This window comes from Thermaurantimonas aggregans, assembly GCF_003851885.1.
Classification (GTDB): Bacteria; Bacteroidota; Bacteroidia; order Flavobacteriales; family Schleiferiaceae; genus Thermaurantimonas; species Thermaurantimonas aggregans.
The window spans coordinates 126,937-149,874 of the sequence record NZ_BHZE01000004.1; the positions used below are offsets into that span (position 1 = coordinate 126,937).

General features: G+C 42.8%; 16 protein-coding genes and 1 tRNA gene. 5 read left to right on the forward strand and 12 right to left on the reverse strand.

Translation table 11 applies throughout. The annotated features are described in order from the left end of the window. Positions 1–233: 233 nt before the first annotated feature. The 9 genes from EIP89_RS03360 to EIP89_RS03400 are packed head-to-tail and all read right to left on the reverse strand — an operon-like array spanning position 234 to position 14,185. Positions 234–3,113 (reverse strand): FAD-binding and (Fe-S)-binding domain-containing protein, encoded by a 2,880-nt coding sequence (locus EIP89_RS03360; RefSeq protein ID WP_124397239.1) that lies wholly within the window; start codon positions 3,111–3,113, stop codon positions 234–236. A 59-nt stretch (positions 3,114–3,172) separates the two neighbouring features. Further along, positions 3,173–4,972 (reverse strand): cytochrome c oxidase subunit I, encoded by a 1,800-nt coding sequence (locus tag EIP89_RS03365; protein WP_245966091.1) that lies wholly within the window; start codon positions 4,970–4,972, stop codon positions 3,173–3,175. Positions 4,973–4,995: 23 nt separating this feature from the next. Further along, complete coding sequence (locus EIP89_RS03370; RefSeq protein ID WP_124397240.1) at positions 4,996–6,024, reverse strand: cytochrome c oxidase subunit II; 1,029 nt, start codon at positions 6,022–6,024, stop codon at positions 4,996–4,998. A 16-nt stretch (positions 6,025–6,040) separates the two neighbouring features. Continuing rightward, positions 6,041–7,306 (reverse strand): quinol:cytochrome C oxidoreductase, encoded by a 1,266-nt coding sequence (locus EIP89_RS03375; protein WP_124397241.1) that lies wholly within the window; start codon positions 7,304–7,306, stop codon positions 6,041–6,043. An 11-nt stretch (positions 7,307–7,317) separates the two neighbouring features. Next, on the reverse strand, positions 7,318–7,917 hold the full coding sequence (locus EIP89_RS03380) for a c-type cytochrome (protein ID WP_160160505.1): 600 nt from the start codon (positions 7,915–7,917) through the stop codon (positions 7,318–7,320). After that, a complete protein-coding gene (locus EIP89_RS03385) occupies positions 7,901–8,464 on the reverse strand; it encodes a DUF3341 domain-containing protein (protein ID WP_124397243.1) in 564 nt (187 codons plus the stop codon). The genes EIP89_RS03380 and EIP89_RS03385 overlap by 17 nt, the downstream gene beginning before the upstream one ends. Then, a complete protein-coding gene (nrfD, locus tag EIP89_RS03390; protein WP_124397244.1) occupies positions 8,436–9,839 on the reverse strand; it encodes an NrfD/PsrC family molybdoenzyme membrane anchor subunit in 1,404 nt (467 codons plus the stop codon). Before nrfD ends, EIP89_RS03385 begins: the two co-directional genes overlap by 29 nt. A 23-nt stretch (positions 9,840–9,862) precedes the next feature. Further along, positions 9,863–12,913 (reverse strand): TAT-variant-translocated molybdopterin oxidoreductase, encoded by a 3,051-nt coding sequence (locus EIP89_RS03395; protein WP_124397245.1) that lies wholly within the window; start codon positions 12,911–12,913, stop codon positions 9,863–9,865. An 18-nt stretch (positions 12,914–12,931) separates the two neighbouring features. Next, positions 12,932–14,185, reverse strand: a complete 1,254-nt coding sequence (locus tag EIP89_RS03400) for a c-type cytochrome (RefSeq protein WP_307718667.1) — start codon at positions 14,183–14,185, stop codon at positions 12,932–12,934. 183 nt (positions 14,186–14,368) lie between these two features. Here EIP89_RS03400 and EIP89_RS03405 point away from each other — a divergent pair, with 183 nt between their 5' ends. After that, positions 14,369–15,751 (forward strand): SLC13 family permease, encoded by a 1,383-nt coding sequence (locus EIP89_RS03405; protein WP_124397247.1) that lies wholly within the window; start codon positions 14,369–14,371, stop codon positions 15,749–15,751. 11 nt (positions 15,752–15,762) lie between these two features. On the opposite strand, the gene EIP89_RS03410 is transcribed toward EIP89_RS03405, so the two are convergent. After that, a complete protein-coding gene (locus EIP89_RS03410; RefSeq protein WP_124397248.1) occupies positions 15,763–16,404 on the reverse strand; it encodes a protein-L-isoaspartate(D-aspartate) O-methyltransferase in 642 nt (213 codons plus the stop codon). 101 nt (positions 16,405–16,505) lie between these two features. Then, positions 16,506–19,127 carry a cation-translocating P-type ATPase gene (locus EIP89_RS03415; protein ID WP_124397249.1) on the reverse strand — a complete coding sequence of 874 codons (2,622 nt, stop codon included), beginning with the start codon at positions 19,125–19,127 and terminating at the stop codon, positions 16,506–16,508. A gap of 98 nt (positions 19,128–19,225) precedes the next feature. Between EIP89_RS03415 and EIP89_RS03420 the strand changes: the two genes are divergently transcribed. Genes EIP89_RS03420 through EIP89_RS03430 form a run of 3 tightly spaced genes read left to right on the forward strand, consistent with a single transcriptional unit; the run spans position 19,226 to position 21,529 of the window. Beyond that, positions 19,226–20,590: a TIGR00366 family protein gene (locus EIP89_RS03420; RefSeq protein ID WP_148086784.1), complete on the forward strand. Its 1,365-nt coding sequence runs from the start codon at positions 19,226–19,228 to the stop codon at positions 20,588–20,590. Positions 20,591–20,611: 21 nt separating this feature from the next. Further along, positions 20,612–21,010: a hypothetical protein gene (locus EIP89_RS03425; RefSeq protein WP_124397251.1), complete on the forward strand. Its 399-nt coding sequence runs from the start codon at positions 20,612–20,614 to the stop codon at positions 21,008–21,010. Positions 21,011–21,016: 6 nt separating this feature from the next. Then, positions 21,017–21,529 carry a TlpA family protein disulfide reductase gene (locus EIP89_RS03430; RefSeq protein WP_124397252.1) on the forward strand — a complete coding sequence of 171 codons (513 nt, stop codon included), beginning with the start codon at positions 21,017–21,019 and terminating at the stop codon, positions 21,527–21,529. Between the two features lie 320 nt (positions 21,530–21,849). Here the strand turns inward: EIP89_RS03430 and EIP89_RS03435 are convergent, their stop codons facing one another. Then, entirely contained in the window at positions 21,850–22,566 is a 717-nt protein-coding gene (locus EIP89_RS03435; protein ID WP_124397253.1) for a T9SS type A sorting domain-containing protein, read from the reverse strand. Between the two features lie 104 nt (positions 22,567–22,670). Between EIP89_RS03435 and EIP89_RS03440 the strand changes: the two genes are divergently transcribed. After that, a tRNA-Leu gene (locus EIP89_RS03440) sits at positions 22,671–22,752 on the forward strand. Positions 22,753–22,938: the final 186 nt, after the last annotated feature.

The window sequence follows — 22,938 nt, forward strand, 5'->3', positions numbered from 1 at the left end:
ACAGATAAACACAAATTTTTATGGAATTGACACCGATCAGATTTTCATTTTGTAGCCATAAAAGATCAAGAAATTCTATGTTCTATAAATTAACTTCATCCAAAAAACTAAGTGATAATGGCCCATTTGATCACCATATTTTAAGAAGTTATTGTACATTCTCAAGTTTGTTATTAAAGTCAATTTCGAATCACAACATTTTACCACGATCTTTAACTGCCGATGCGCAGAGATTAATTCACAATCTCCACCCAGTGTAGAGCCTTTCTACCCACCCCATCAGCGATCTGATGCCGGCACGAGGTCCCCACTGCCACTACAAGCTCCATATCATTCAAACTACGCAGATATGGGAATAATACCATTTCGCCGATCTTCATGCTCAAATCGAAGTGTTCTTTTTCATACCCAAAGCTGCCAGCCATTCCGCAGCATCCACTCGGAATAATTTTTACCTTATAACCAAAAAACTCCAAAACTTCACGCGTATAACGCAACGAGCTCAACGCCTTCTGATGACAATGGCCATGCACATGCACCGTTTTTACGTCCTTTTCCTCATACAGCTTTTTTAATCTGCCCGCCTTAATCTCTCGTGCGAAAAATTCATCCAAAAGCAAAACATTTTGTGCCAATCTTTTTGCCTTTTCCCATAATCGTTGGCGAACAATCCTCGGATATTCATCTCTAAAAGACAAAATGGCCGATGGTTCTATGCCTACAAGCGGAACATTTTCATTCACAATCTCTGAGAATATTTTCACATTTCGTTCTGCCACTTTTCTAGCCTCTGGGAGTAGCCCTTTGGAAATCATCGCTCTACCACTCGACGCGTGTCTCACAAATTTTACTTCATACCCATATCGCTGCAGAAGTTCAATGGCCTTTATACCAATACGTGGCTCATTGTAATTAATAAATTCATCTAGAAAAAAGTAAACTGAACCTACCGGATCCTTTGGATTTTTCTGCAGTGTTTTGTTGATCTGTTTCTGGAGAGGTGTTTTAGCAAATGTGGGTAATTTCCTTTGCGTGGCTATTCCAACCAACCTCTTAATCAAATCACCGGTAATTCGGTTCTCAAGTAGAGCATTTGAAAAGCTAGGCAACAGCGATGCCCAGCGCGCTAGAAGGTCAAAATGCCCAAAAAACAAAGTGCTTAGCGATTTGCCATGAACGCTCTGATACTGATAGAGCCATTCACTCTTCATAGAGGCCATATCCACATTGCTCGGGCATTCGCGCGTGCACCCTTTGCACGCCAAACACAAGTCCATCACCTCTTTCAATTCCGGATGTGCAAAACCCTTTTTGCCGTTAGCAGCACCTGAAACAAATTCGCGGAGTGCGTTTGCTCTAGCTCGGGTTGTATCCTTTTCATCGAGTGTGGCTTGATACGAAGGGCACATCGTGCCTCCCGTCGAAAAGGGCTTTCGACAATCTCCCGACCCATTACATTTTTCTACCGCTGCCAGAAATCCCCCCTCATTTCCGTAATCAAAAAAGGTGTCGATGGTCTGGAGTGGAGTTGATGGATCCTCGCGTAGCGAGGTATCCATAGGTGGGGCATTTACTATTTTGCCGGGATTAAATAAATTGTATGGATCAAAAATTTGCTTTACTTTCAAGAAAGCTTCATAGATCCGAGAGCCATAAAACTCTTCGATAAACTCAGCCCTTACACGGCCATCACCGTGCTCACCGGAGAGGGATCCGTTGTATTTTTTCACCAATCTAGCTGATTCTGTACTGATCTGCCGCAAATGTTTATATCCCTGGAGTTCTCGCAGATTGAGAATAGGTCTTAAGTGAATTTCTCCAGCCCCGGCGTGTGCATAATGAACCGAACGTTGGCCAAATTTTTCCATCATTTGGTCGAATTCGTCGATATAGTCAGGCAGGTCTTCGATATCAACAGCAGTGTCCTCAATACAAGCTATGGCCTTTGCCGGTCCAGGGATGTTTGAAAGTAGTCCGAGTCCCGCAGCTCTTAGCGACCAGATTTTTTCAGCATCTTCATTCCATAATACCGGAAAGGCATAGCCGAGATTTGCTTCTTTGAGGCGCGCGATAGTCGTTTCTGCTGCTTTTTGCAGTTCCCCCATTTCATCCGCTCTTAGCTCAACGGCCAAAATCGCTTCAGGATCGCCCTCTATAAAAAATCGGTTTTCGCGTTGTTCTAAATTTTCTTTTGTGCAATCAAGAATGATTTTATCAACCAATTCACAGGCATATGGGCTTACTTTCATCACCTCTTTGGCTGCCTCCATGCTCTGCCGAATGGTAGTAAAATGCGCACAAATCACAGCAACTTCTTTTGGTGGAAGCCGATCCAGCTTCAGAGTAATTTCTGTCATTAATAGTAAGGTGCCCTCTGATCCTGAGATCAGTTTTGCGAGATTTAGCCGATCTGTTCCTTTTCCAAAGTCTAGTTGATCGATCAAAACATCCAATGCGTATCCAGTATTTCTGCGATGAATTGTTCTTTTTGGAAAATTTTTTTGAACATCATCTACCAAGGCTGTATCAGATAGAAGTTCAATCATTGAACTCTGAATGGAATGGGGAGCTTTACCCTCTGAAAGTTCAATTACCTCCCCATTAGAAAGAACACCTCTGATAGACAATACTTTATCGCGCGTCACACCGTACTTAATAGAAGTGGAGCCTGAAGAATTATTGGCCACCATACCACCGAGCATACACCTGTTAGATGTAGAAGTATTTGGACCGAAAAACCAACCATATGGTTTGAGCATTTCATTTAGTGAATCGCGTATCACTCCAGGTTGAACCTTCACTATTCCATTTTTCAAATCAAGGTGCAACACTCGAGTCATATATTTTGACATATCGGCCACCACTCCACTGCCGACACACTGACCTGCAAGTGAAGTTCCAGCAGTACGAGGAATGATTGATATGCTTTTCTCTCTACAGGTATCTACCAAAATTTTTACATCTTGCTCATCGCGTGGATAAACCACAGCCAGTGGATACTCTTTATAGATACTCGCGTCAGTAGCATAAAGAGCCCTGCGCAGTATATCATCGTAAACTTCGCCTTTAAATCCCCTGCTTAATAATTCAATATTAAAATCGCTTCCGTACATAAAAATGTGACAATAAAAAAACCCGCCAAAAGGCGGGTTTAAATTTCGTTCAGACTTTTTTAATGATGGAAGGTATTTTTCTCCTCTTCACTCATTGGCACAGTTTGAGGAACAAAATCCTCGGGTGCTCCAGGTTTGCTGTAGTCATAAGCCCAGCGGTGAACTTTGGGTATTTCACCTGGCCAGTTGCCATGAATGTGCTCCACAGGGGTAGTCCATTCAAGAGTATTTGATCTCCAAGGATTTTGAGGAGCTTTCGGCCCCCTGATAGCGCTGTAAATAAAGTTGTAGAAGAAAATCAACTGAGCAATTCCACCGGCTATTGCAAATACTGATATCACAACGTTGATATCTGCTAAGTTATCAAACATCGGGAAGGCAGTGTTTGTGTAATATCTTCTAGGCAGGCCGCTCATGCCGAGGAAATGCATTGGGAAAAATACACCATAGGCAGAAATGAAAGTGAGCCAGAAGTGCCAGTATCCAAGCTTGCGGTTCATCATTCTTGTAAAGAGCTTAGGAAACCAGTGATAAATACCGGCAAACATTCCGAAGATAGCCGATAGACCCATCACAATGTGGAAGTGAGCAACAACAAAATAGGTATCGTGCACATTGATATCCAAAGCAGAATTACCTAAGATGATACCCGTTAAACCACCGGTGATGAAAGTTGAAACCAAACCAATAGAAAACAACATGGCTGGAGTAAACTGTAAGTTGCCTTTCCAAAGAGTTGTGAGGTAATTAAACGCTTTAACTGCGGATGGAATAGCAATCAAAAGAGTTGTAAAGGTGAAAACAGAACCCAAGAAAGGATTCATACCAGTTACGAACATGTGGTGGCCCCAGACAATAAAAGACAAAAAGGCAATAGCCATGATAGAACCCACCATCGCTCTGTATCCGAAGATTGGTTTGCGAGCGTTGGTTGAGATTACTTCTGAAGTGATACCCAATGCAGGCAATAAGATGATATATACCTCAGGGTGACCGAGGAACCAGAATAAGTGCTCATACAAAATGGGGCTTCCACCTGTATTGGATAGGACTTCGCCCTGAATCATGATGTCTGAGAGGTAGAAGCTTGTACCAAGGCTTCTGTCAAACAGGAGAAGAAGAGCCGCAGAGAGCAACACAGGGAAAGACAAAACGCCAAGGATAGCTGTTACTAAAAATGCCCAAATGGTTAGAGGTAATCTAGTCATAGACATACCTTCAGTTCTCATGTTGAGCACTGTAACTATGTAATTAATGCCGCCCAACAGAGATGAAACGATGAACAAGGTCATCGACACGAGCCATAGGGTCATACCTATTCCTGATCCAGGCATAGCCTGTGGCAGGGCACTTAGAGGAGGGTATACCGTCCAACCAGCTGCAGCAGGTCCGTCAGGCACAAAAAGAGAAATAACCATAACAAGGCTGCTGGCAAAGAAGAACCAGTAAGAAAGCATGTTCAAGAAGCCAGAAGCCATATCTCTCGCACCGATCTGCAAGGGGATTAATAGATTGGAAAAAGTACCACTGAGGCCGGCAGTCAATACAAAGAATACCATGATGGTACCATGTATAGTTACAAGGGCGAGATACATCGACGGATCCATCACACCTTCACTGGCCCATTTTCCTAAAAAGAATTTGAGAATTGGAAAAGGCTGTTCGGGCCAAGCAAGTTGTAAACGGAATAAAATCGACATCAGCATTCCGATTGTCCCCATCACCATACCAGTGATCAAGAATTGCTTAGCAATCATCTTGTGATCCATGGAGAAGACATACTTTGTCAGAAATGTCTCCTTGTGATGGTGGTGCTCCTCGTGGTGAGCTACTTCGGGTGTCATTACTTCATGAGCCATAGTAATCTATTTAGAATTTTACATTATAAACTTTGAGCAAAAGTCTTTTGTTCTTTGAGCCAGTTTTTGTATTCGTCTTCTGAAACTACTTCGAAAATCATTTGCATATTGTAGTGAGCAGAACCACAAATTTTATTGCAAAGGAGTACATAATTGAATTCGTATTTATCTTCTCCTTTAGCTTCACGTAGCTTATTGATGTGCTCTACTTGTTTAATCACTTTCGGATCCTGACGCATTTCTGCAGTCGTCTTGGTAGGTATAAATGAAAACTCGGTAACAGCGCCAGGTACACAGTTCATTTGAACTCTGAAGTGAGGCAAATAAGCTGAGTGGATTACATCCTGAGATCTCATTTTTAACTTGATAGGCTTATTTACCGGTATTTTGATCAGGTTTTGAACCACTATATCATCTAGGCCGTTAGGGTCATTTTTATCAATACCCAATATGTTTACATCTTCGATATAACGAACGTTAGCATAACCAAGTTTGTTGTCTTCACCGGCTATGCGGGCTGTCCAACCAAATTGTTTTGCGTAGAGTTCTATTACTATCGGATCTTCCTCAAACTTGGGATTCATAATTTTTACCCAAGTTGATAATCCATAAGAAATAAGAACCACGAGTACAAAGCCAGGGACCAGCGTCCAGATAAGTTCGAGTTTGTTGTTGTGCTCCATATAAGAAGCTTTTTGCCCTTTGATTCCGCGATATTTATAAGAGAAATAAAACAGCAATGGCTGGGTTATTAAAAAGGCAAGGGTGATGATACCCAGCGAAAGGTAGAAAAGAAAATCTGTTTTTTCTCCGTGAACACTAGCAGGTTTGGGCAATACTCTAGGTCCCCATTCAACCACGGTATAAACAAATCCAATGATAAAAAGCACCAGAAAACCTAGTAGGAGTTTGCCTTGTATATCGTTTTCCTTGTGATCGGGAAGCCCTGTAACGTCTTCTTTCTTAATTGCTGCAGATAATTCACTTATTCGGATAAGCTGCCAGGCAACCAGAATGACCAATAGAACGGTAAGTATAGCTAGTAGTGTCATTTTAGCAACGATTATTTTATATGTGATGATGTTTACTTTCCAACAGCATTGGATGATTCTTCATGAGCAACGGTGCTTTTTCCAGATTTCGGCCTACCACGAGGATAAAAGCACCTGCGTATCCTAAAAAGATTCCTATTTCTGCAATACCAAATGAGTAGTTCTCGCCAACTGTACCAGGCATGATCATGTTAAAGGTATCAAGCCAGTGACCTATCAAAATTGAAATACCCGCAATTACCACAAATGCTCCGATGCGCTTGGTAGTTCTGGACATAATTACAAGAATCGGGAAAGCAAAATTCAACGCAAGCATTGTAATGAAAGGTACTTTATAAACTGTGAAGCGGGGCATGTAGTAAGTTACTTCTTCCGGAATGTTAGAATACCAAATGAGCATATATTGGCTAAACCACAGATATGTCCAGAAAATAGAAAAAGCAAACATGAACTTTGCCAAATCCTGTAAATGATTTTCGTTAACCCAGCTCAAATAATTTTGGCTCTTAAGGTACAGAACTGTGAGGGTGACAACGGTAACAGAAGTTACAAACAAACCTGCAAATACATACCAGCCAAAAAGTGTACTAAACCAGTGAGTATCAATACTCATGATCCAATCCCAGGCTGATGTAGAGGAAGTAACAGCAAAGAAAACCAAGAAGCCAGCAGACAATTTCCAGTTTTTACGCCACCAATTCCAGTCATTGGATTGATCGCCGAGGTAAGAATTCTTCTTCAGAAAATGTAAGAAAATATACCAACCGACAATATATACAATGGTTCTGATTAAGTAAAAAGGAGCATTTAGATAAGGCGTCTTACCAGCAATAATGGCATCATAATTTGGACTATTGGGATCAGAAATCCCCTCCACAGTCCAATGCCAAATGTGGTGCTTGTGTAGGAGTACTCCAGATAAAACAATAATAAGCATAACAATACCTGGAACCGGTAAAAATCCGGCAATAGCTTCTAGCACTCTTTTAATTCCCACAGACCAACCTGCCTGAGCTGCATATTGTATAGCTAAGAAAAAGAGCGCGCCTAAGGAAATAGCTAAGAAAAAGAAGGTATTGACCATAAGTGCTGCCCATGGACGGTTGTGAGCACTGTGATCTGCATGTTCACTGCCGTGTGCGCCTGCAGCATGTGCCATGCTCTCGTGATGCGCAGCATGACTGTAATCATCTATGAAGAAAGCATAAACCAGAGAGATTATCCCAACTAATAGCAGTGCTATGCCAGTATTTCGGAGGGTAGGATGTAATTTAAAATTCATTTGACCTTGAATTAATTTTTGTTATCAAGTTCGTTTCTCAGATGCAAAACATAGTGAACCACTTTCCAGCGGTCGTGCGGAAGTACCTGAGCCGCATGAGAACCCATAACACCTTTGCCATAAGTTATCACGTGATAAATAGACATGGGCGTAAGGCCGGGTCTGCTCGCCGAAGAGTATGAGGGCACACCAGCAAACTTGCCTTTTTCAACAAGAACTCCATTGCCATCGCCCTTTTCGCCATGGCAAACAGCACAGTAAATATTGAATTGTCTCTTGCCCTCTTCAAAATCTTTCTCAGAAATGGTTTTGTATCTTTCTGGAAATTCAGCAATTTTCAAAGAGGCCTCGTAGGCTTCAGGTGTATTTGGCGCGTCGTACGCAAAATAACCGCGTGGAACAGTACCTTGTACTATGGGTCGAGCACCTAAACTATCTTTAAAGTTTGGATTTGGTTCATAGGTCTTGTATGAGGCCACTCTATACATATTAGGCATGTATTCTCTTCCTGGTTGAGAAGGGTCTCTTTTACAAGAAACAGCTATTAATAGTCCACCTGCAATCAAAAGTTTGAATGCAGTCTTCAAAATAATATTAGTGGTGATTTCCATTGGTTTCTTCTTCCTTTTTATTGATTTCAATAGCACCTTCATTTTTCAAAAGCTCAATAATTGCATCGGTATCTCCATTAGCTTCCACTTCAATCATAAATTTATCGTCAGTGGTGCGTGGATCTGGGTTAATGGCTTTACGTCCGGGAAATAATCCATTTACAGCAAAGAATGTCCACACCATGAGATGCGAAGCGAAAAACACAGTAAGCTCAAACATTACCGGTACAAAAGCTGGCATGTTTTTGCCCCATGTAAAACTAGGCTTTCCACCAATATTCATTGGCCAGTCATGGATCATGGTATAATAGGTAAGCCAAATAGCCAGCGACAAACCCAATAATCCATAGAAGAAGGCTGCTGTACCAATATTTGTAGGCTTTAATCCCATAGCATGATCAAGGCCATGAACTGGGAAGGGTGTATATGCTTCTCTGATGTAATAGCCCTTGCCTCTCAGCTTTTTTACGGCATGAAGCAGAACATCGTCATCGTCAAACAAAGCTGATACGATTGTTTTAGTGTGTGTCTGTGTGGCTGTGCTCATACTTCAGGTGAGATTTTTTATACTTTTCAGATGAAGATTTCAAAATAGTTTTCAATTCTGCCTGAGCAATTACGGGGAATGTACGGGCGTATAATAAAAATAGAACGAAAAAGAATCCAATTGTGCCTATAAATATACCAATATCGACAAATGTGGGGCTAAACATGGTCCAAGAGGAGGGTAAGTAGTCTCTGTGCAGAGACGTTACAATAATTACAAAGCGCTCAAACCACATCCCGATATTTACAACTATTGAAATGATGAAAGAAGCAATCAGGCTCGTTCTGATTTTTTTGAACCACATTACTTGTGGAGAGATCACATTGCATGTCATCATGCTCCAATATGCCCACCAATAAGGGCCGGTAGCGCGGTTTAAGAAGGCATATTGTTCGTATTCAACCCCTGAGTACCAGGCGATAAAGAGCTCTGTGATGTAAGCTATACCCACGATAGAGCCTGTGATCATTATGATGATGTTCATGAGCTCGATATGCTGAATAGTAATGTAGTGCTCCATTTTGAACATCTTACGCATAATGATGAGCAGTGTTTGCACCATTGCAAAACCTGAGAAAATAGCACCGGCTACGAAATAGGGTGGGAAGATGGTGGTGTGCCAACCCGGAATTACGGAGGTGGCGAAGTCCATCGACACTATGGTGTGTACTGAAAGCACAAGAGGGGTAGCAAGACCGGCAAGTACAAGCGAAACCTCCTCAAAACGTTGCCAGCTCTTTGCCGTTCCGCCCCATCCGAAGCTCAGGATGCTGTAAATATGCTTTTGAACTGGACGAACAGCTCTATCTCTCAGCATCGCAAAATCTGGAATCAATCCTGTGTACCAGAAGACAAGCGAAACTGTAAAATAGGTAGAAATTGCAAATACATCCCAAAGAAGTGGTGAATTGAAATTCACCCAGAGCGGTCCAAACTGGTTAGGAATGGGGAATACAAAATAGGCTAACCATATTCTACCCATGTGGATTCCAGGGAAGAGCGCAGCCTGTATGACTGAAAAAATTGTCATAGCCTCAGCTGAACGGTTAATAGACATTCTCCATTTCTGGCGGAATAACAACAGAACTGCAGAAATCAACGTACCTGCGTGACCAATACCAACCCACCATACGAAGTTGGTGATGTCCCAGGCCCAACCTACCGTTTTATTGAGCCCCCATACACCGATACCTGTACCAATGGTGTAGAGAATGCATCCGACGCCCCACAGGAAGGCAAACAAAGAAATTGAAAAAACGATCCACCAGGATTTTGGAGCTTTCGTTTCTACTGGACGAGCAACCTCTACTGTAATATCGTGATAGGTCTTATCACCTAAGATAAGAGGTTCTCTAATGGATGATTCGTAGTGCATATTTCCTCTTCGCGTTACAATTGTTAAACAAGATTTCTGACTTTAGTCTGATAGAAGACTGATGGATTGGTTCCAACCTCTTCGAGAAGGTAGTACATTCTCTTATCAGCTTTGAGTGCAGCTACATGGCTTTCTTTGTCGTTGGCATCACCAAATACAATGGCACCAGTGCTGCAAGCGCTCATACAAGCTGTTTGAATTTCGCCGTCCATAATTTTTCTGCCTTCTTTCTTTGCCTGCAGCTTGCCAAGCTGAATTCTTTGAATGCAGAAAGAGCACTTCTCCATTACACCACGTGAACGAAGGGTAACATCTGGATTGAGTACCATCTTACCCAGATCGTCGTTCATTGCGTAGTTTATTTCAAATTGTTCAGGATTTTCGCTGTACAAGAACCAGTTAAAGCGACGAACTTTATACGGACAGTTGTTAGCACAGTAGCGCGTACCTATACATCTGTTGTAAGTCATGTGGTTCAGACCTTCGGCACTGTGGGTTGTGGCGGCTACCGGGCAAACGGTTTCGCAAGGTGCATGGTTACAGTGCTGGCACATCACAGGTTGGAAAACTACCTGAGGATTGTCTGAGGGTTTTTCCATTTCCTCAAACTTCTTAATAGCAGAGAGACCTTTCTCCTCTGCAAGTTCCTCAGTCATATCGCTCGAATAGTATCTGTCAATGCGCAGCCAGTGCATGTCGCGAGATACCCGAACCTCTTTTTTACCTACAACGGGCACATTATTTTCGGCATGACAGGCGATAACGCATGCACCACATCCTGTACACAGGTTTAGGTCGATCGACATGTTCCAGAAATGACCGGTTTCATGGTCAAATTCTGTCCAAAGACTGGTCTCTTTAGCGGTTAACGGGCCTTTATAAGTTTCAAATTTTGGCTTTTCATTCCAACCGTTGCCTCCGTCTTGAGCGGGTTTATTGATGTAATCTTCAAGAGAAACTTCTTTTACAATGTTGCGGCCCATCATAGTATGATGTAGCTGCACACATGCAAATTCATGCTCGCCTTCAGCTTTTTCTATAATTACACCTGTAAGATAATGCTCAGTTCCAGTCAGAGCATAGGCATTTACTCCCACACCATCAGCCACCTTGCCCATGCCTGAGCGACCATAACCTACGGCTAATCCGATTGTACCTTCGGCCTGACCGGGCTGAATGATCACAGGCACTTTTTCAAGTTTTACATCGCCGTATGTTAAGGTCACATAACTGCCATTAAGGGCACCATTCGAAACATTTCGGTTAATAACGCCCAACTTTTCTGCATCTGTGCGGCTCATAGTCACATAATTGTCCCATGATGCACGCGTGATGGGGTCAGGCATTTCCTGAAGCCATGGGTTGTTGGCGAGTTCGCCAGTTCCAAGCGAAGTTTTTTGATAAACAACTAATTCCAAACCATTAGAAGCGTCTTTTGGCAAAACTACTGACGCCAATGCCGCGGGAGTAAGATTAATATTTATTGAAGCAGTTTCACTTGAAATGTAATAGCCGTCGTGCAGAACTTCGTTAAAGTTGTAGTTGGAATAAAAAGACTTGAGATACGCATAGTAATTTGGGTCTTGTCCCATCCAGCTCAAAAGGCACTGCTGCCACTGACGAGTATTAAACAAATTGCTGATGGTAGGTTGCATAAAGTGCGTAACGCCGGTACATGGTGAACCATCTCCCCACGATTCGCACATGTGATTGGCTGCGCCTACGTACTGCACGATTGAGGCGGTTTCGTGCATTTTATCAGCAAAGCAGACGGTGGTTGGCACTTTTGCTAATGCGTTTTTAAGCCTTTCTGCATTTACCTTGTTATATGCGGGGTTAACTCCAGCAAAAATCACCGCACCGACCTGGCCTTTTTCCATATTTTCAACCAGCTGGATGAACTTCTTGTCATCGCCCGTGCGGAGGTTGTTGTATTGCGACTTTGAAATAGTAGAACCAAAATTTTCAAGAAGCAAATTGATGGCTATTGCCACCATTTCAGCGTCTTTATCGTTGTATCCGTTTAATACTAAAGACTTGCCTTTCTTAGAAACAAGTAGTTCAGCAATTTTGACAATCTCACCGTCGATGGATGTAGAAACGGTCTTGGCGCTCTCGGCACCGATTTTTTTCGCAATGGCGTTGTATAGCGCTAGTAAGGCTGCAGTGTTTTCTGAAGCTTTGAGCTTGATGCGCTTATCAGCATTAGCCCCACTAAGCGACATGTTGGCTTCAATTTGGATGTGCTTTGACATCTCAGGGCCGGGAACTCTTCTGGATGCGTAGTCAGATTCCACTGACTGTCCATGAATTCCGTTGAGAAAATCGCAGCCAAAAGAAACAATTACATCTGCCTTGTCGAGATGATACAATGGGAATTTGCGTACACCGGTTGCTTGCTCCCATGCATCTAGAGCTTTTGACGCCGAGAAGGCATCGATTTCAATATGTGTAAAATTGTTATATGAGCTTCTGTACTTTTCAATTAATGAACGGGTAGCAGGGCTATTGATGGTAGGTGTGACTAATGCAAAGATCCTTCCGGCGTCAGCGGCTTTTTTAATGCCATCAACTATCTCTCTGTCAAACTGATCCCAATCGATGTCGTTGCCGTCTTTTTTTGGATTTCTAAGACGTGTGCCGTCGTACAGGTTGAGTACGGCCGCCTGCACGCGGGCGTTAGTACCTGAATTTATCTTGGCGTCCTTATTGGGTTCGAATTTTATAGGTCTTCCCTCTCGGGTTTTCACCAGTATAGCTGCATAGTCATTTCCATCGTCGTAGAGCGAAGCAAAATATGTAGCTATACCCGGAACGAGTTTATCGGGAGCTGTGACGTAGGGAATAGATTCAATCACAGGCGCTTCACAAGCAGCAAGTGTAGCAGCAGCGGTACTAAAACCAAGATATTTTAAAAAGTCACGCCTTGTGGTGGTTGTAGCATTCAACAATTTTTCTGAAGCGGCAAAGAGGGATTCTGTGCTATTCGGAAATTCATTGGCCGCAAGATTTTCTACAAGTGAGGGATTATGAAGCTCTTCTTCTGATTTCCAGTACTTTTTATTAGATGCCATGATGTAGCCTTAAATTTTTTAGTAATGACACTTACCACATTCCAGACCGCCAATCATTTCAGCGGTTACCTTTTTAGACTTGTATTTTTCCTTCAGCTTGTCGTGTAAGTCTTTGTAGTAACCGTTTTCAACATTGATTTCTGTTTCTCTGTGACAATTTATGCACCAGCCCATAGTGAGCTCTGAATATTGATAAAGTACCTCCATTTCCTGCACGGGTCCGTGACATGTCTGGCATTCAAGCCCGGCAACATTTACATGCTGAGCGTGATTAAAATAGGCAAGGTCGGGAAGATTGTGAACGCGCACCCATTTTACAGGCTTTTGCTCGTAGCCTGGAATGTAAGAGTTTGATTCTCTGTCGAATCCTACAGCCGCGTAGATTTTATCGATCTCTTTTGTACCGTATTTAGGACCTTCTTGAATGTATGTATGGCAGTTCATGCACAGCATGGCTGAAGGAATATTCGAATGCTTGCCCTTTTCAGCGCCGTAGTGGCAATACTTACAATCAATGCCATTGTCGCCGGCGTGAATCTTGTGAGAGAAGGCTATTGGCTGCTCAGGCATATATCCTTGCTCTACACCGATAGACATCAGCCCCCAGTACAGCTCTTTTAAAAGAAATACAGAGACAACAATGGTGAGGAAAACTATTAGCTTTTGATTCTTGACCGCTACTTGAACACCTTTTGAAAAATCCTCCAAAACGCTGGTGGGTTCTTCACCTTTTATAACTTTAAGGGTGTTCTTAACTTTAACAAGAATGAGCAGCAAAACAAGAAGGAAAGAGGAAAGGGCTACCAATACCCAAATGTTTAATCCTTCTTTTGGCTGAGCCACACCAGTTGCAGGCGCGCCCTGATCAGCGGCAGGAGCTGCAGCTGGCTTGTCGCCAACTATGGTGTATGCCAGAATGTTGAGAATATCTTGATCTGACAGCAACGGGAAGGCGGGCATTGCTGATCTGTTGTACTCTTCGTAGATGGCTATCGCATCTCTATCGCCACTTGCCCGAAGTTCTGCGTTGTTTCTGATCCATTTGATAAGCCACTCTTGTGATCTGCGCTCTGTCACTCCAGCCATTGCCGGACCTACCAACTTCTTATCAAGCTTATGACAGGCGGCACACTGAGCATTAAAAAGCTTCTTTCCTAACTCCGGATCGCCAGGCAAATTTGCTGCGCCGTCTTGTGCAAACAAAGACAGGCTACTCCACAGCATCATTGCTACCAACAGCAACATATTGAGCCTGTTAAAACTTGTTTTCATAATTTTCATAATGTCTTTCGGTACATTAATACTCTGCTGGCAAATTTATATTCTTAACTATTTTTTTTCGTTGCAGGTTTAATTTGGCTTTTACAATTTAAAATCAGTCTAAACAAATTGGTTGTCTTTTTTTAAATCAGGGTTTTAGCGCAATCTTGCAATGTTGATTAATTATCTTTTACGATGAAGAATTTGTTAAATATTGGAGCTGGTTTTTTGGGTTTTGGAGTTGTTTATGTCCTCCTTCAGGGCCACCTTTCATCGGCACAGTCAGTGGTTGTTTCCTTATTTGCGTGGATGCTTATTTGGTGGACGAATCAAGTGGTTCATTACTCCGTCACTGCTCTACTGCCCATCGTGGTTCTTCCTCTATTTGAAGTAGCTTCGCTTAAAGAGGTGACAACGAATTACTCTAATCCAGTGATTTACTTGTTTTTTGGTGGCTTTCTGTTAGCATTAGCCGTTGAAAAATGGGATATTCACAAAAGACTCGCTCTTTGGCTCCTGTTGAATTTCAACAAAAATCTACCTTCTGTCTTTATGGCCATTACCATATCGTCATACTTCCTAAGTATGTGGATGAGCAATACAGCCACCGCCATTATGATGCTGCCTTTAGCTACGGCTCTGGTTACAACCATTCGCTCACAAATACCCATCGCAGATCGCGATGTAGAAAAAATGTTTTTAACCATCGCATTCTCGGCGAACATAGGCGGTATAGCTACTATAATAGGTACTCCGCCGAATCTGGTTTTCTCAGGGTTTTTGAATGAAACGTTTCATCAATCCATCCGTTTCATCGACTGGTTTATTGTTGGTTTTCCTATAAGCGTTCTGCTTCTGCTCTTATTGTTTATTGTATTAGTACCTAAAGATAAAAAGCTTTTTCAAGAAGACATTCGAGAACGGATTAGGGCTGAATATAGACGTTTACCTAAAATGAGTAGTGCTCAGAAGCGTGTGTTGATAGTTTTTTCGATCGTTGCCTTACTTTGGTTCACCGCTCCATTTATAGAAGTAGCTGTATTAAACGACACATCCATAGCTATGGCTGGTGCTGTTGTGCTGTTTATGCTGCCATCGGGTCAAGAGTCATCGCCGAGATTACTTGAGTGGCAAGACACAAAAGACTTATCCTGGGGAATTTTGCTTCTTTTCGGTGCCGGACTTACCATGGCGTCGATGTTCGAAAAAACAGGACTTTCGGCTATGATAAGCGACTTTTTTAAGCAATCGGGTTCTTCAAAAGTTTTATTGGCGGTTTTAATAGTAGCTTTTACAGTATTTTCCACGGAATTTATGTCAAACGTAGCGCTTACAGGTCTAATGATGCCAGCTGTGGCAGCTTTGGCCTCCGGCGATATACACGTATTTTTTTACACCGGAATGTCAGTTGCTATGGCGTCGAGCTGTGCATTCATGTTGCCAATCGCTACCCCACCGAATGCTGTGGCATTTGGCTCCGGCCAAATTCGGATGATGACAATGATGAGGTTAGGACTCTTGCTCAATGCAGTCAGTATCCTACTCTTCAGCGTACTTCTGTACTTATTTGTGAAATAAAAAAAAGGCTTTTAAACGGTTTTATCTTCTAACAGAGGCACGAATTTGAAATCGCCCAAGGCCTTTGCAGTAAAGATTTTATCCGACTTTTTGTATATCAAGGTCATTTTCTGTACGCCTTCGCCAATGGGAATAATGAGCCTTCCACCGGGTTTAAGCTGGTGAAGTAGTTGCGGAGGGATGCGCGATGCACCGGCTGTTACGATAATCTTGTCAAAAGGCGCGTAAGCCGGCATACCCTCGTTGCCATCGCCATACTTACCTGTATATCTGATGCCGAGTTTGGTTAGAATGAGTTTTGAAAAATTAAACAACTCGAGTTGGCGCTCAATGGTAAAGACTTTAGCCCCCATGTAAAAGAGCACAGCAGCCTGATAACCTGAACCTGTTCCAATTTCGAGTACTTTATCGCCCGGCTGTATGTCGAGGTGCATCGTTTGAAAAGCAACTGTGTATGGCTGGCTGATGGTTTGCCCGGCAGCGATGGGCAGTGCTTGGTCACTGTAGGCAAGGTCTTCAAGGCTAGAGTCGAGAAAAACGTGACGGGGCACCTTCATCATTGCCTCGAGCGTTCGCTCGCACCAGATACCTTTCTCTCTCAAAGAATCGAGCAGAAGTCTTCGTTTTCCTTTATGGCGTTCGGTGTCTATCATCTTGGCACTTTCCCAGCTTCAAAGTAAGCTACAATTGATTGAATCTTAAAAAGCTTATTTTTCAACATTGTAAAGAACAGTATTAAAAAGCTTTGTGGAAACTATTTACTTATTCTAAAAGCTCGAATTACGATAAATTTTTCAAGCTCTACAATTAAAAACAACAATAGACCGCCGGCCAAAACCAGAGCAAAGTGATACATTTCTAATGGCACCGTGCGAAAGATTTGCTGAAAAACGGGCAGATAGGTAAATGCTATTTGCAAAAGCACCAGTGTGCCAATGGCTCGAAAAATGTGCTTGTTGTTAAAAAAATCGCGCGAAAACACATTGTGTCGAATGTGTTTGCAGTTGAGCAAATAAAACACTTCGCCTGCTACTAAGGCATTCACGGCTATGGTACGTCCTAATTCGAGTGAATTGTAGGTATACATTGCGTAATAAAACAAGGTATAGACTATAACAGCCAACACAGCTCCCACAAAAAGGATGCGCCACACCAGATAAGTATCGAGAATTGGCTTAGTGGGTTTGCGAGGCGGACGTTTCATCACGTTCTCCTCAGCGGGTTCGAAGGCTAGAGATATAGCCAGTGTAACGGCTGTTACCATATTTATCCATAATATTTGAGGAGCCGATATCGGCAAAGTGCCCCCTACTACAAGTGCCACTAGAATCGAAAGTGCTTCAGCTGCATTGGTAGGCAGTATAAAGATTATGGCTTTTCGGATGTTGTCAAAAATGCCTCTGCCTAGCCTTACTGCATTTGAGATGGTCACAAAGTTGTCGTCAGTAAGAATAATGTCTGAAACATCTTTGGTTACTTGAGTTCCTTTAATGCCCATAGCTATGCCGATATCTGCTTTCTTGAGCGCAGGGGCGTCGTTCACGCCGTCACCTGTCATGGCTACAATTCTCTGTTGTGACTGCAGGGCTTCTACCAACTTAAGCTTGTGCAGAGGAGTAGTACGAGCAAAAATGTTATATTCCAAGGCCACTTTCTTCCATTCTTCATCCGTGAGTTTTTCGAGACTTTGGCCGTCGATTTTTTGCTCCGGATTTTTCAAGCCAAGGCTTTTAGCAATGGCTCCAGCGGTTTCTATGTGATCACCGGTAATCATTTTTACTGTGATCCCCGCTCGATGGCATTTGGCAATTGCTTCTGCAGCTTCTGGCCGAGGTGGGTCAATAATGCAAGCTATCCCGGCAAAGTTGAGATTTGTTACATCCGCCTCTGTAAGTGTGCGACTCTTGTCCTTGAGTTCCTTCCATGCAGCTGCTATCAGCCGATAGCCATTCGACGCTTTATGATTAAACAACGCTCTAAGTTTTGCTTTTGCTTCCACCGAAAGATCCGAAAGCTCCAAAATTTTTTCAGGTGCCCCTTTTACGAGCAGCTTGATTGAATCTCCGTCTTTCACCTTCACAGCCATGTACTTATGAGCTGAATCAAAGGGAATGGTGGCCAAACGTTCTAAGGTGGACTGATGTATCCCTGCTTTTAACACCATCACTTTAAGGGCGAGTTCTGTAGGATCTCCATTAAGAAGGGTTTGATCCGATTCAAAGCGAATTTGTGCATCGTTGCATTGATCGAAAATCATGAACACATTGCGCACTACCGGATGATCAATATTGCCGGTTACAGTTCCTGTAATGTCGTAACCCGATCCGTCGAAAGTAATGGTTTCTGCATCGGTGACTACTTCTAATACGGTCATTTCATTTTTGGTAAGCGTGCCGGTTTTATCAGAGCATATGTCGGTCACCGAGCCTAAGGTCTCTACAGCGGGCAGTTTGCGCACAATGGCTTTGTTCAGCGCCATTTGTTGTACCCCAAGAGCAAGGGTGATGGTAATAATAGCAGGCAAACCCTCGGGAATGGCAGCTACAATTATTCCAATCGTATTAACCAAAATATCTTGAAAACCAAAGCGATGCAAGTACCAAGATACAACCCCAAACAAGACAGATACAGCCAAAATGAAGAAGGACAATTTTTTTGAAAAATCCTCAATCTTTTGAAGTAATGGAGTGGAGCTTTTTGAAATATCGGTGAGCAAAGTGCTGATTTGACCCAACTGCGTATTGGTGCCCGTAGCCACCACCACCCCCCTACCCCTTCCATAGGTGGCATAAGTGCCCGAAAAAACCATATTCTTTTGGTCGCCGGGCAACAAATCTCCTTCAAGGGGGCGTGTATGCTTTTCTACTGGTACTGATTCACCGGTCAGAATAGCTTCTTCCATCTTGAGGGAGTGGCTCTCAAACAATCGGATATCAGCTGTTGCTCGCTGGCCTGATTTCAGTATCACTACATCGCCGGGTACTAATTCTCTGCTATCTACATTTATTATGAGCCTCCCGCGCACCACAGTAGCTTCGTATTTCACCATTTTTCGAATGGATTCAAGAGCCTTTTCTGCTTTGCCCTCCTGAGCAAAGCCCACAATGGCATTGATGATGACTACACCTAAAATGATACCTGTATCCAGCCAATCTTGTAGCAATGCAGTAAGTACCGATGAAGCAAGCAATACGTAAATCAGCGAATTGTGAAATTGGGCCAAAAAGCGCTTCCACACCGGTACGCGATCTTTTTCAGGCAATTCGTTGTATCCAAATTTTTCTAACCGTTCGATTACCTCAGCATGCGATAAACCTTGCTCATTTGTACCAAACTCTTTGAAAATTTCGCCAATATCAGCCTGATAAGGTTTCATCAAGTTACTTTTTGTGGCCTCAAGAAGCGATGATTTTTTTTTCTAAACCATGATAATAATTTGTTTTGCAGAAAATTAACACAACAACCTTAGCTGCGATGCGGTCGAATGTGTTGGCTGAAAGACTTTTTCACAAAATAATACCAGGTCAATTCGGATTAGCTTTCGTCATTACAGCGGTAGCTTTTATCGCTGATTTAAGCAAGAACGGACTAAGTATCACCGGTTTCATCACCACATTGGAACACTGGCAAAGGGGCTTTTGGGACGGCAATCTCATGATTTTTACCTTGCAAATGATCTTGATTTTAGTCTTCGGCTATTCCATAGCTATAAGCCCTATTGTGTACAAGTATTTAAAAAAGATGGCTGAGATTCCATCATCTGGTCTCCAAGCAGCCCTTTTGGCGGGCACAGTGTCGATGGCTGCTTCGTGGCTCAATTGGGGTTTGGGCCTTGTGGCCGGCGCCATCTTTGTACGCCTGTTAGGCCATTCCCTGCAGCGCCGACAAATTACCTTTAACTATCCACTGCTCGGTGCAGCCGGGTACTCTGGCATGATGATATGGCATGGAGGCCTCTCGGGCTCAGCCACGCTAAAGGCAGCAGAAAGCGGACATCTCAAAAGCTTAGTATCAACAAATCTCTCTTTACCTGACGCAGTAGCCGTGTCAGATACCATTTTTAGCCTCTCCAACTCGTTGATTACCCTTTTGGCTTGCATTAGCGTACTTGCTCTCGTAGCGCTTTTAGCCCTTCGCTTTCCCAAAGATTCTACTTCATTTGATATCCCACCCCTACATCCGGATATTGATCTGCGTGCAGAGCGAGCCTCGGGCGCCGAAGTGCTCGAATTCAAACGCTGGCCTGCACACACCGTAGCCGTTTTGCTCATCTTTTACCTGGCGAGCAGAATTGTCACCGAAGCAAGCCTCAATTTTTTTAACCCCAATGTTGTTATTACTTTTTTGCTGGCTTTTGGTCTTTTACTCCATGGCAGCCTTAGAGCTTATATGCTCTCTATCGACCGCGCTATACAAAGTGCTTCTGGCGTTTTACTGCTCTTTCCATTTTATTTCGGCATTATCGGATTACTGCGCTACAGTGGTCTTACGCATGACATCACACAGTGGTTCGTTTCGCTTGCTGACCAAAGACTCTTCCCGATATTCGTTTTTTTGAGCTCTTCCATCGTCAATTTATTAATACCTAGCGGAGGTGGACAGTGGGCAGTACAAGGGCCTATCATTCTTGAGGCAGGGTCGCTACTCGGTATATCGCCCGAACAAACCATTCTTAGCTTTGCCTATGGCGATCAGCTCACCAATATGCTACAGCCCTTCTGGGCCATACCATTGCTCTACATCACCCGCATTAAGGCCTCTGACCTGATAGGCTACACATTTTTTATCATGCTTATCGGCCTAGTGGTATTTTTCCTTGGTATACTTTTGTTGTTTTAATCCTAAAAATTTTATTTGACTATGGAAGACATCAATCTGGAAGTAGCCAGATTACAAAAAGAAATAGAAAGCTATCTGAATCTCGGCAATACAAGTATTATTTTCGAATACAAAGAGCGCAACGGTCATGTTAAACTATACGTCATCACCATCAATCCCCGTCATAACCAGAGCTTCCTTTTTCACAGCACCGAAGGCATCGACAAAAAGGACTGCCTGGTGAAAATGCTTGACTACGTAAAAAACTACCGCACTAAAGAAAATTCCTATACCATTCAGTGGGCAGTAACCGGCGAAAACGAACTGCACACCTCCTACTTCCGCGCTAAAGACATACTCGAAGCTATCGAAAAACTCTACTACGGCCGCGATCCAAACTCTATCACCATTTACAGTGTCGTACTCAATCCGATATCTTAACCAAAGATGAAACACCTTCTCTCAGCCATCGCCCTTCTATTTGCCTTCACAGCCATTGCTCAATCGGGCAACTTCAAGAAAATACCCGCCGTTGAAATCAAAAACCTCAACGGTCAAACTGTAACATCTACCGATGTAATCCAAAACGGCGAAGCTCCCATCGTACTCAGTTTCTGGGCTACGTGGTGTAAACCCTGTGTCACTGAGCTGAATGCTATCAAAGAAGTATATGAAGAGTGGCAAGCCGAAACCGGCGTCAAGCTGATAGCCATCTCTATCGACGACCCCCGAAATGCCGCTCGAGTAAAGCCCTTTATTAAAGGCCAAATGTGGGAATACGACATCTACATCGACGAAAATTCTGATTTGCGCCGTGCCATGAACGTGAACAACATCCCTCATACCTTTCTGCTCAATGGCAAAGGCGAAGTGCTCTGGCAACACACAGGCTACATACCCGGAGACGAAGACAAACTCCTAACCCTTATTCGCAAAGTAGCAAAAGATGGCACCCTTTAAACTTTTCAAATTTTGGCAGTTGTTTTTTTGACGTCTCGCTGGTAGTGAGCTGTTGAGCTTACACAAGGTCGGATTATGAACTCATGGTTTCTACCCTAAGGTAGAAATGACCTTAGATCAGTTGAAAAGTTTTATCATTTATTCTTTCACCTTGCAAAGTAGCCTTCGTCTACCAAAGCTAAAACTGAATATTAGGCAAACAATTGCCTGAAGTTTTTAAATTATCTCTTCATAAATTGTAGGAGAGATAAATTCTGTTCAAACTTTTATGGAAAGGCAGGCTTGATAATTAGTAAAATTTTCTCCCAGAGTCCGTCTTTTTACCTCCTTACAGTCAATCGACGAGTTACTTCTGCCCTTTCATTGATGTACACCGTATACAGATATACACCGGGTTTAAGATCATGCACATTTATTCTGTGTACAGCATCAATATTTGACAACTGAACTGATTTTATGATCCTTCCAGTTATATCCATAAAAGCGATTCTACCCTGTTCATTTCCCTTAAGCTCCAAGTGTAATTCCACTACATCACCAGCCGGATTTGGAAACAGGCTACCCACTCTGTTACCGTTCTGAAACTTAGCAACCCTAAAGGTAGGAGTCACCTCATATGTTACTACAATTGATACCGAATCATTCGGACTTTCGTCTACAAAAAAAGTATACATGATCTGGCCTGAGCGAGCCACACCATCCTTATCTGGATACACATGACCTGAGAAATCCACGCTGTTGGTAGCACCGGCCGCTATGTTTATTGCGTTCGGACTCACACTCACTTTCGGCTCAAAACAAAATCCCCAGCATATTGCGTTGCTGTCTACCAGTGCATTGCTAGCATTGTAGTACCGCTTTACCTTTACCATCTTAGCCGAGGAAGAAACATTTTTTACAGCTGCCTTGGCATAAATATCATCGCTGGTAAAAGCATTGCCCATGACAACAGAATCAAAACTAACTATCTGCAAAGACTGCGCATATGCAAAAGGCAGCAAAACTGAAGATATAACAATATATAAAAGTTTTTTCATACGCACTTGATTAAAAAACAAAAGTACAGCGAAAGTCGCAAGATTTTGCAATAAAATTTTAGTGTAAATGAAAAGGACTACTATTTTTGCAACCCGATTTTGATGCCTGAGTGGCGGAACTGGTAGACGCGCACGACTCAAAATCGTGTACCGCAAGGTGTGCCGGTTCGATTCCGGCCTCAGGTACTGTACAGAAGAAGCTGTCCTAAAAGAGGGCAGCTTTTTTTTATCAGTTTTTAAATGGTATTTAATGTTACAAAAAATGAATTAGACTTAAAGCAGGTTTTTGGTAGTGATATTTCAAAAAATTGATTTTTGAAGTGATTTTTTAAAGTCAAAAGCAACTTTTTTAGGGCCAATGATGCTTTTGCA

Bases quoted from the DNA above. Each gene is read 5' to 3' on its own strand.
- EIP89_RS03360 (WP_124397239.1), bottom strand. From the start codon at position 3,113: ATGTACGGAAGCGATTTTAATATTGAATTATTAAGCAGGGGATTTAAA.
- EIP89_RS03365 (WP_245966091.1), bottom strand. From the start codon at position 4,972: ATGGCTCATGAAGTAATGACACCCGAAGTAGCTCACCACGAGGAGCAC.
- EIP89_RS03370 (WP_124397240.1), bottom strand. From the start codon at position 6,024: ATGACACTACTAGCTATACTTACCGTTCTATTGGTCATTCTGGTTGCC.
- EIP89_RS03375 (WP_124397241.1), bottom strand. From the start codon at position 7,306: ATGAATTTTAAATTACATCCTACCCTCCGAAATACTGGCATAGCACTG.
- EIP89_RS03380 (WP_160160505.1), bottom strand. From the start codon at position 7,917: ATGGAAATCACCACTAATATTATTTTGAAGACTGCATTCAAACTTTTG.
- EIP89_RS03385 (WP_124397243.1), bottom strand. From the start codon at position 8,464: ATGAGCACAGCCACACAGACACACACTAAAACAATCGTATCAGCTTTG.
- nrfD (WP_124397244.1), bottom strand. From the start codon at position 9,839: ATGCACTACGAATCATCCATTAGAGAACCTCTTATCTTAGGTGATAAG.
- EIP89_RS03395 (WP_124397245.1), bottom strand. From the start codon at position 12,913: ATGGCATCTAATAAAAAGTACTGGAAATCAGAAGAAGAGCTTCATAAT.
- EIP89_RS03400 (WP_307718667.1), bottom strand. From the start codon at position 14,185: ATGAAAACAAGTTTTAACAGGCTCAATATGTTGCTGTTGGTAGCAATG.
- EIP89_RS03405 (WP_124397247.1), top strand. From the start codon at position 14,369: ATGAAGAATTTGTTAAATATTGGAGCTGGTTTTTTGGGTTTTGGAGTT.
- EIP89_RS03410 (WP_124397248.1), bottom strand. From the start codon at position 16,404: ATGATAGACACCGAACGCCATAAAGGAAAACGAAGACTTCTGCTCGAT.
- EIP89_RS03415 (WP_124397249.1), bottom strand. From the start codon at position 19,127: ATGAAACCTTATCAGGCTGATATTGGCGAAATTTTCAAAGAGTTTGGT.
- EIP89_RS03420 (WP_148086784.1), top strand. From the start codon at position 19,226: ATGCGGTCGAATGTGTTGGCTGAAAGACTTTTTCACAAAATAATACCA.
- EIP89_RS03425 (WP_124397251.1), top strand. From the start codon at position 20,612: ATGGAAGACATCAATCTGGAAGTAGCCAGATTACAAAAAGAAATAGAA.
- EIP89_RS03430 (WP_124397252.1), top strand. From the start codon at position 21,017: ATGAAACACCTTCTCTCAGCCATCGCCCTTCTATTTGCCTTCACAGCC.
- EIP89_RS03435 (WP_124397253.1), bottom strand. From the start codon at position 22,566: ATGAAAAAACTTTTATATATTGTTATATCTTCAGTTTTGCTGCCTTTT.